At 73.9% G+C, this 3,759-nt stretch carries 1 protein-coding gene; it reads right to left on the bottom strand.

What is annotated here, in order from left to right; all coding sequences use genetic code 11:
• On the bottom strand, positions 1-3,759 hold a 3,759-nt coding region (locus ACFFR3_RS27750; RefSeq protein WP_379484097.1), incomplete at both ends, for a non-ribosomal peptide synthetase.

Below are 3,759 nucleotides of genomic sequence, written 5' to 3'. Positions count from 1 at the left end.
CCCGGCCACGACCTCCGCGTCCACCCCGGCGACCGCGTCCACCACGACCGACATCCCGTCACCCCGGTCATCCACCGCCACCGACAGCGGATAGTTGGTGAGGTCCCGCGAGTAAACGATCTTGATGTCGTCGAGCGGGGAGGCGGCCGGCGTGCTGCCGTCGCTCACGTTCCCCTGGTAGTTGAGGATCGAGGTGAACAGCGGCAGGTCGGCGGGCACCCCGCTCGAACGCTGGGCGACGGCCAGCGGCGCGTGCTCGTGCATCAACAGCTCAGCGAGCTGCCCGCGCATCCCGGACACCACCTCACCGACCCCGCCACCCAGCCGCACCCGCACCGGCAGCGTGTTGATGAACGGACCGGGAACCCGATCAGCCCCCACCCCCGCATTCATCCGCCCGAACAGCACCGTCCCGAACACCACGTCATCCCGCCCCGACACCGCCCCCAGCACCCGGGCCCACACCACGTGCATCACGGTCGCCGGGCTCACCCCGAGCCGCCGCGAGACCTCGCGCAGCCGTCCGATCGTCTCGCCCGGGAGGTCCGCCGCCGCGCGCCGCACGTCGGCTCCGTCGCCGCGCACGTCCAGCAGCCCGAAGGGCGCCGTCGGCTCCGCCACATCGCCGAGCAACGCCGCGAAGAACCGCTCGTGCTCCTCCTCGCTCACCCCGCCCCGCGCCTGCGCGACGAAGTTCCGGAACGGCACCGGCTCGCCCAGCTCACCACCACGCCCCGCCAGGAACGCCCCCACCTCGTCCAGCAGGATCTCCAGCCCGAGATGGTCCTGAACGAGGTGATGCACCCTTACCAGCGCCAGCCACCGATCCCCGGCCTGCGCCGCGTGCACGTCGAGCAACGGCGCCCGCCCGAGGTCCATCGACATCCCCACCGCCGCCACCAGCTCCGCGACGGGATCGTCCGAGCCGCCCAGGTCCACCGGCACCACGGGCAGCGCGGCCCGCCGCCACACCACCTGGACAGGCTCCCGCACCCCTTCCCAGGCCAGCGACGTACGGAAGACGTCATGCCGGTCGATCACCCGCTGCAACGCCCCGACCAGCTCGTCCAGCCGCTCCCGCGACGGGAACTCCAGGACGACCGGCCGCATGTAGACGTCCCCGCCGCCACCGGCGAGCAGGTGGTGGAACAGCAGCCCTTCCTGCAGCGGCGCCAGCGGATACACGTCCGCCACGTTCGCCGCCCCGCCCTCGACGCCCGCCACGATGCGGTCGATCTCCGCCTGCGACAGGCTGACCAGCGGCAGCATCTCCGGCGTGATGGTCTCCGCCCTGGCCGGGATCAGGTTCGGCGGTACGGGCACCTGCTCCGTCTCGGCGGCGGTGGCCAGCCCGGCCACCGTCGGCGTCTCGAACAGCGCGCGCACCGACACCGACACGCTCCGCGTCCGCAACCGCTCGACCAGCGACACCGCGAGCAGCGAGTGACCGCCCAGGGCGAAGAAGTCGTCCTCCACGCCCACCCGCTCAAGGCCCAGCACCTCGGCGAACGCCGCGCACAGCAGCTCCTCGCGCGCGTTGGCCGGCGGGCGGCCTGAGCCGCCGGAGTACTCGGGGGCGGGCAGGGCCTTGCGGTCCACCTTGCCGTGGACGGTCAGCGGCAGCGCGTCGAGGACGACCACCGCCGACGGCACCATGTGGCCGGGCAGCCGCTCGGCGACGAAGGCGCGGACGGCACCGGCTTCGACGCCTTCATCGTCGGGCACGACGTAGGCGACGAGGCGGGCGTCGCCGGGGACGTCCTCGCGGGCGGTGACGACGACGTGGCGGACGCCGGGGTGGCCGGCGATGACGTTCTCGATCTCGCCGGGCTCGATGCGGAACCCGCGGATCTTCACCTGGTCGTCGGTACGGCCGAGGAACACCAGCAGCCCGTCCTGGGTCCACTTGGCCAGGTCGCCGGTCCGGTACATGCGCCTGCCGAAGGGGCAGGCCACGAACCGTTCTGCGGTCAGCCCGGGACGGCCGGCGTATCCGCGGGCGAGGCCCGCGCCTCGGACGTACAGCTCGCCTGGGACGCCGGCCGGGACAGGGGCGAGCCACTCGTCCAGCACCAGCACGCCGACGTCGGCGAGCGGGCGGCCGACCGGCACCAGGTCGTCACCGGCCGGGGCGGCACCGGGGGGCAGCGTCATGAGCAGCGAGTCGATCGCGGCCTCGGTGACGCCGAAGACGTTCGCGGGCGCGGCGGTCGCGCTCACCTGGGCCACCGTGCCGGTCAGCGCCTCGTACGTCCACAGGTCGGTGCCCGAGATGAGCAGCCGGAGCCGGTCGAGCCGGCCGGCCGTGCGGCAGTGGGCGGCCAGCTCGCGCAGCAGGCTGCCCGGCACGATCTCGGCGATCTCCACGCCGCCCGCCGCGAGTGCGTGGTGCAGCAGCTCGGCGGACAGGTCGCCGGGCGGCAGGAACACCACGGGCCGGCCCAGGAAGAGGCTGCGTGCCATGTCGCCGATGGACACGTCGAACCCGGCGGCGGCCATCGACAGCACGGGTCCTGGGCCGCCGACGCCGGCCAGCGCGTGCTCCCAGGCCGCCACGTACGCGGCGAGCGCGCCGTACGGCACCGTGACGCCCTTGGGGACGCCGGTCGAGCCGGACGTGTACGCCACGTACGCCGCGTTCCCCGCCTCCACCGGACGCCGGTACGTCTCCCCCTGCCCGTCGTCGACCACGACGAGCCGGCACCCGTGGTCCAGGAGCTCCACCGCCGTGTCCTCGAGACCGGCGTCGGTGACCAGGACGGCCGCGCCGCTGTCGCGCAGCATGTGGGCCAGCCGGGCGGGCGGGTAGCCGGTGTTCAGCGGCACGTAGACGCCACCGGCCTTCAGCACGGCCAGGAAGGCGACGGCCAGCTCCACTCCGCGTTCCAGGAGAACGCCGACCGCGACCTCCGGGCCCACGCCCTGGTCGGCGAGCCGCCTGGCGAGCCGGTTCGCCCGCGCGTCCAGCTCGCCGAAGCCGAGCTGCTCCGTGCCGCACACGACCGCCGTCGCTGCGGGATTCCGCGCGGCGTGCGCCTCGAACAGCTCGGTCACCGGCTGCGGCCTGGCCCGCGTGCCGGGCTCGCTCCACTCGGCCAGCACCCGATCCCGCTCGCCGGCGCCGAGGACCTCCACGGCCGACAGCCGGGTGTGCGGATCCGCCGCCACCGCCGCCAGCACCCGGACCCACCGCTCCGCGAGCTGCTCGGCCGACCCCCTGTCGAACAGGTCGGCGGCGGCGACGATCGTGCCGTGCAGGGCGGCCGGTGCGCCGTCCTGATCGAGGAGCTCCGTCATGGTCAGGTCGAGGTCGAACTTCGCGGCCACCTCGCCGGGGGTCAGGCCGGACGACCGCATGCCGGGCAGGTCCAGCTCGGCGTCGATGGTGTTCTGCAGCGTGAGCGCCACCTGGAAGAGGGGGTGGCGGGACAGCGATCTGGACGGTGCCAGCTCCTCCACCAGGCGTTCGAACGGCACGTCCTGGTAGGCGTAGGCGTCCAGGCTCGCGTCCTTGACGCGCCCCAGCACCTCGCGGAACGTCGGGTCGCCCGCGAGGTCGGTACGGATGACCAGCGTGTTCACGAAGAACCCGACCAGATCGTCCAGCGCCTCATCGGTGCGCCCCGCCACCGCGGCCCCGATCGGGATGTCCCGGCCCGCGCCGAGCTTGGCCAGCAGCACCGCGAGCGCGGCCTGCAGCACCATGAACGTGGTCGCGCCCTCGGCCCTGGCCACCTCGACCAGCCGCGCGTGCACCTC

This window comes from Nonomuraea salmonea, assembly GCF_042428605.1.
Taxonomy (GTDB): Bacteria; Actinomycetota; Actinomycetes; order Streptosporangiales; family Streptosporangiaceae; genus Nonomuraea; species Nonomuraea salmonea.
This window is presented reverse-complemented; position numbering and strand designations above follow the sequence as displayed.